The sequence below is a fragment of the Brevundimonas sp. genome, from assembly GCF_041648615.1.
Lineage (GTDB): Bacteria > Pseudomonadota > Alphaproteobacteria > Caulobacterales > Caulobacteraceae > Brevundimonas.
Genome location: NZ_JBAZOS010000066.1, coordinates 1 through 5,438, shown reverse-complemented (window position 1 = coordinate 5,438; position 5,438 = coordinate 1). Strand labels below are relative to the sequence as shown.

The window sequence follows — 5,438 nt, the reverse complement described above, 5'->3', positions numbered from 1 at the left end:
AACACCATCGACCTGTCGCAGCTGGCCCAGCTGGACCAGAAGGCGGCGTCGGAAGAGATACGCGACATCGTCGCCGAACTGGTGGCGATCAAGAACGTCTCCATGTCGGTGGCCGAGCAGGAGCATCTGGTCCAGGACATCGTCAACGACATCCTGGGCTATGGTCCGCTGGAGCCGCTGCTGGCGCGAGACGACATCGCCGACATCATGGTCAACGGCGCCGGCCGGGTGTTCATCGAAGTCGGCGGCAAGGTCCAGCTGACCAATGTCCGTTTCCGTGACAACACCCAGCTGATGAACATCTGCCAGCGGATCGTGTCGCAGGTCGGCCGTCGCGTGGACGAAAGCTCGCCGATCTGCGACGCCCGCCTGCCGGACGGAAGCCGGGTTAACGTCATCGCCGCGCCGCTGGCCATCGACGGCCCGACCCTGACGATCCGGAAGTTCAAGAAGGACAAGCTGACGATGCGCAACCTGGTGGAGTACGGCTCCATCAGCCCGGAAGGGGCGCGCGTTCTCGGCGTCATCGGCGCCTGTCGCTGCAATGTCGTCATCTCGGGCGGCACGGGGTCGGGCAAGACCACCCTTCTGAACACCATGACGGCCTTCATCGACCCGACCGAGCGGGTCATCACCTGCGAGGACGCGGCCGAACTGCAGTTGCAGCAGCCGCACGTCGTGCGTCTGGAGACCCGGCCGCCGAACCTCGAGGGTCAGGGCATGATCACCATGCGCGACCTGGTGAAGAACTGCCTGCGGATGCGTCCAGAGCGGATCATCGTCGGCGAGGTGCGCGGACCCGAGGCCTTCGACCTGTTGCAGGCCATGAACACCGGCCACGACGGCTCAATGGGGACGCTGCACGCCAACTCCCCGCGCGAGGCCATCAGCCGGATGGAGTCGATGATCACCATGGGGGGCTACGGCCTGCCGTCCAAGACCATCCGCGAGATGATCACCGGCTCGGTCGACATCGTCATCCAGGCCGCGCGCCTGCGCGACGGTTCGCGCCGCATCACCCACATCACCGAGGTCGTCGGGCTGGAGGGCGATGTGATCGTCACCCAGGACCTGTTCGTCTACGAAATCACCGGCGAGGACGCCAACGGCAAGGTGACAGGACGCCACCGCTCGACCGGCATCGCCCGTCCACGCTTCTGGGACCGCGCCCGCTACTACGGGCTGGAGCGGGAACTGGCCGAAGCCCTCGACGCGGCGGAGTAGGGGAATGTTGCCGATCCTCGCCGCCGTCCTGGCCTTCATCACCATCGGCGGCCTGGGCTGGGCCTTCGTCGGCGGCGATGCGCCCACCGAGCAGGGCGTCAAGCGCGCCCGGGCCTTGGTCGCCGCCCCCAATACCATCGCTGCCCGCAAGATCGCCGCCGCCCAGGCCAATACGCCCGAAGCGCGCCGCAAGCAGATACTGCTCCAGCTCAAGGACGCCGAGCGTCAGGAACGCAAGGCCCGCCTGACGATGGCGGCCAAGCTGACCCAAGCGGGTCTGACCATGAAGATCCAGATGTTCTGGATCATCAGTGTCGTGGCGGGCCTCCTGGCCCTGCTGCTCCCCCTGCTGTTCGGCGCCAACATCTTCCTCTGCCTGGGCCTGGCCGCCGTGGTCGGCCTCGGCCTGCCCCGCTGGATCGTCGGCTTCATAGGCAAGCGGCGCATGAAGAAGTTCTCGGGCGAGTTCGCCAACGCGGTCGATGTCATCGTGCGCGGCATCAAATCCGGACTGCCGGTCCATGAGTGTTTCAAGATCATCGGCCGCGAGAGCCCGGCGCCGCTCGGGCCCGAATTCCAGCGCCTGGTCGAGGCGCTCGGCGTGGGTCAGACCCTGGCCCAGGCTCTGGACAAGATGTACGAGCGCATGCCGACGCCGGAGCTGAAATTCTTCTCCATCGTCATCGCCATTCAACAGAAGACCGGCGGCAACCTGGCCGAGGCCCTGTCGAACCTGACCACCGTGCTGCGCGCCCGTCGGATGATGGGCGAGAAGATCAAGGCCCTGTCGTCCGAGGCCCTGGCGTCGGCCGGCATCATCGGCTCCCTGCCGATCATCGTGATGGCTCTCGTCTTCATCACCACCCCTGCCTACATTCTGCTGCTGTTCACCGACCCACGCGGCCAGGTGATGCTGCTGGGCGCCGCGGTCTGGATGGCCACCGGCATCTTCGTGATGAAGCGCATGATCGCGTTCAAGTTCTAGGGGGCGGAGATGATCCAGTTCCTGACCCAACCCCAGAACATCCTCAGCATTGTTGTGGGGCTGCTCGTCTTCGCGACCCTGGTGACCCTGCTCGCCCCGATGGCCGGCGGGGCCAGCCTCGAGGGCCGGATGAAGGCCGTCGCCGAGCGAAGGGACGACCTCAAGCGCCGCTCCCGCCAGGCCCTGGCGAATGGAAGCGGCGGATTGCGCCACACCGACGAAGGCTTCCAGAAGGATATCGTCGAACGGCTGAACCTGACCAAGCTTCTGGAAGACCCCACCGTCGTCGACAAGATGGCGCAGGCGGGCTTCCGGGGGCCGCGGCCGCTGACGACCTTCTACTTCTTCCGCTTCACCATGCCGTTTGTCTTCCTGGCGCTGGCGGCCCTGTACCTGTTCGTGGTCAACGATTTCGGCCAGCCTGTGATGTTGCGTCTGGCCGGGGTGATGGCCGCAGCGGTGATCGGCTTCTATGCGCCGAACATCTACATCTCGAACCGCATCGCCAAGCGTCAGACCTCCATCATGCAGGCCTTCCCCGACGCACTCGACCTGCTGCTCATCTGCGTCGAGGCCGGGATGTCGATCGAGCAGGCCATCGTCAAGGTCAGCCAGGAGATCGGCCCGTCGTCCATCGACCTGGCCGAAGAGCTGAGCCTGCTGTCCGCCGAACTGTCCTATCTGCCCGAGCGGCGCATGGCCTATGAGGGGTTGGCGAAACGCACCAACCATGCCGGCGTCAAGTCGGTGGCGACGGCCATGGTGCAGGCGGAACAGTACGGAACGCCCCTGGGCTCGGCCCTGCGGACCATGGCCAAGGAAAACCGCGAGCTGCGGATGTCGGCGGCCGAGAAAAAGGCCGCCGCCCTGCCGGCCAAGCTGACCGTGCCGATGATCCTGTTCTTCCTGCCGGTATTGTTCGTGGTGATCCTCGGTCCCGCGATCATCAATATCCAGGACACGATGAGTGGCGGCTAATGCCTCCCGGGCGGATCAGCCCGCCTCGGCGACACGTTTGATGGCCTCGCTGACCCGGTCACAGGCGTTGCGGATGACGCGCCGGTTCTTGTCGTGGAAGCCTTCGCCGCGGAAGCCCGACAGGATCAGGCCGTTGGCGACGATACAGTTGCCGGGCTCCAGTTCGTCGATCTCGTAGAAGCGCAGGGCGTTGAACTGCCAGCCGCGTTTCTCCGCCAGAACCAACTGGGTCAAAGGCTGCCATTCGGCGACACGATACTGGATCTGACGTTCTGGCAGGCCCTCGACCCGCTCGGTCAGGGCGATCTGGCCGCCGAAGGCGATGGTTCCGGATACGCCGGTCTCGATCGGATTCCAGCGATCCCACCCTGACAGGTCCTCGATCAGGCTCCAGATACGGGCGGAGGGCGCCTGGACGCCGATGCGGCTTTGAATGCGGAGGTTCATCAGACCGATTTTCGCACGACCAGGGCGGTGACGGAAGCGGACGATTTGTCCCCGCACCTCATGGCGCCGTCCACCGGGCCGATCGTCTCACCACGGCCGGAAGTGTTTCGACAGCTTCAGCCCCTGACGCTGGTAGTGGCTGCCGCCCTCGCCATAGAGGCGGGTCGGGCGTTCGGTCAGGGGTTCATAGACCAGCCGGGCGACGATCTGGCCGTGCTCCAGGAGGAAGGGGGTGTCGTGGGTGCGGACCTCCAGCACGCCCTTGGAGCCCGCGCCGTGCGCCTCGTCGGTGCCGAAGCCGGGGTCGAAGAAGCCGGCGTAGTGGACGCGGAACTCGCCGACGCTGGGGTCGATGGGAGTCATCTCGGCGGCCTGATCGACCGGAATCTCGACATCGTCCGACGAGGCCAGGATGTAGAACTCGCCCGGGTCCAGCAGCAGTTCGCCGCGACGTAGGCTCAGCGGCTCCCAGAAGTCGCGCGGGTCGTGGCCGTCGATATGGTCCAGATCGACCACGCCGGCATGGCGGCGGCCGCGGAAACCGACGATGTCGCCGCCCATCAGATCGACGCCGACGCTGCGGGTTTCCAGACGCGGCGGTTCTCCGGCCTTGAGACGCAGCTGGTTCAGCCGGGTGCCGGGGCGGACCAGGATGGAGAAGGTCTGGGGCGCGATCTCGAGATACAGCGGGCCCTCATAGCCCCCGGCCACGTCGTCGAAGACCGCGCCGCGATCGGTCAGAAGACGCACGAAGACATCGACCCGGCCGGTCGAGGACTTCGGGTTGGCGCGGGCGATCAGGCCGGCGGGCAGGGCCAGCCGCTCCTGAAGCTCGACGATATAGACGCAGCCCTTTTCCAGCACATAGCCGCCCGAAAGGTCGATCGTGTGCATGGAGACATCGGCGATCCGGTCGGCGACGAGGCGCCGGCCCGGCAGGAAGGAGGCGCGGACGCGCCAGCCGCGCGCGCCGAGCCTCAAGTCGAGGCTGGCGGGCTGGACCTGGTCGGCGTCGAACGGGGTGGCCGAGGTGATGGCGCCGGTGGCGATCAGGGTCTCGATGCCCTGACAGGGCAGGATGCCGGGCTTGTGCGTGTCGATGGTCATGCGGGCTGAATGCCACGACGGCGCGCGGTCGTCACGACCTATCGGGCGCTTGACCTGTCGCCCGGTGCGGGCTCCATGGCGGCATGTATGAAGACGCTCCCTATCAGGCCGAGACCGACGGCGTTCTGGTCCGTGTGCGACCCTCCTATCTGGCCGGCCAGTCCGATCCGGACGAGAGGCGCTGGGTCTGGGCCTATCAGGTCGAGATCGTCAATCTGACGCCGTCGCCGCTCCAGCTCGTGGCGCGACGCTGGACGATCACCGACGCCCAGGGTCATGTCGAACAGGTGGCGGGGCCGGGCGTGGTCGGCGAACAGCCGACGATCCAGCCGGGGGCGAGCTATGCCTATGCGTCGGGATGTCCGCTGGGCACGCCCTCGGGATCCATGGTCGGCGCCTATGCGATGGTGGACGACCTGGGCCGCACCTTCGAGGTCGCTATCCCCGCCTTCAGCCTGGACGTGCCGGGCGCGGGGCGGGTGCTGAACTAAATACGGCTCCCGGCCGCGAGGCTCGGCGCGCGCGGTACAGGGCAGGGAACGCCCTCAAGTCGCGAGGCTCCGCGAGCGGAGCATAGGGCAGGGAAGGGGCGGATGGGGCTGCGTCAACCCGGATAACCGCAGCCCCGCCCCCTATCCCGTCAGCCGTGCGGCTGACAGGGTGGCTTTTCGCTCCCCATGGATTGAGGGAGGTGAGT

The 5,438-nt window shown here is 66.6% G+C and carries 6 protein-coding genes; 4 read left to right on the top strand and 2 right to left on the bottom strand.

Annotated features, from left to right (window positions below; all coding sequences use genetic code 11):
* The 3 genes from WC555_RS15070 to WC555_RS15060 all read left to right on the top strand — a co-directional run.
* A partial coding sequence (locus WC555_RS15070) for a CpaF family protein (RefSeq protein WP_373254885.1) occupies positions 1 to 1,224 on the top strand: 1,224 nt, incomplete at its 5' end.
* Between the two features lie 4 nt (positions 1,225 to 1,228).
* Positions 1,229 to 2,209, top strand: a complete 981-nt coding sequence (locus tag WC555_RS15065; protein ID WP_373254882.1) for a type II secretion system F family protein — start codon at positions 1,229 to 1,231, stop codon at positions 2,207 to 2,209.
* A 9-nt stretch (positions 2,210 to 2,218) separates the two neighbouring features.
* Positions 2,219 to 3,187, top strand: a complete 969-nt coding sequence (locus WC555_RS15060) for a type II secretion system F family protein (protein WP_373254880.1) — start codon at positions 2,219 to 2,221, stop codon at positions 3,185 to 3,187.
* Positions 3,188 to 3,202: 15 nt separating this feature from the next.
* On the opposite strand, the gene WC555_RS15055 is transcribed toward WC555_RS15060, so the two are convergent.
* Complete coding sequence (locus WC555_RS15055) at positions 3,203 to 3,634, bottom strand: SRPBCC domain-containing protein (RefSeq protein ID WP_373254878.1); 432 nt, start codon at positions 3,632 to 3,634, stop codon at positions 3,203 to 3,205.
* Positions 3,635 to 3,721: 87 nt separating this feature from the next.
* Positions 3,722 to 4,741: a 2'-deoxycytidine 5'-triphosphate deaminase gene (locus tag WC555_RS15050; RefSeq protein WP_373254875.1), complete on the bottom strand. Its 1,020-nt coding sequence runs from the start codon at positions 4,739 to 4,741 to the stop codon at positions 3,722 to 3,724.
* Between the two features lie 83 nt (positions 4,742 to 4,824).
* On the opposite strand from WC555_RS15050, the gene apaG reads away from it, so the two are divergent.
* A complete protein-coding gene (apaG, locus tag WC555_RS15045) occupies positions 4,825 to 5,232 on the top strand; it encodes a Co2+/Mg2+ efflux protein ApaG (protein WP_373254872.1) in 408 nt (135 codons plus the stop codon).
* Positions 5,233 to 5,438: the final 206 nt, after the last annotated feature.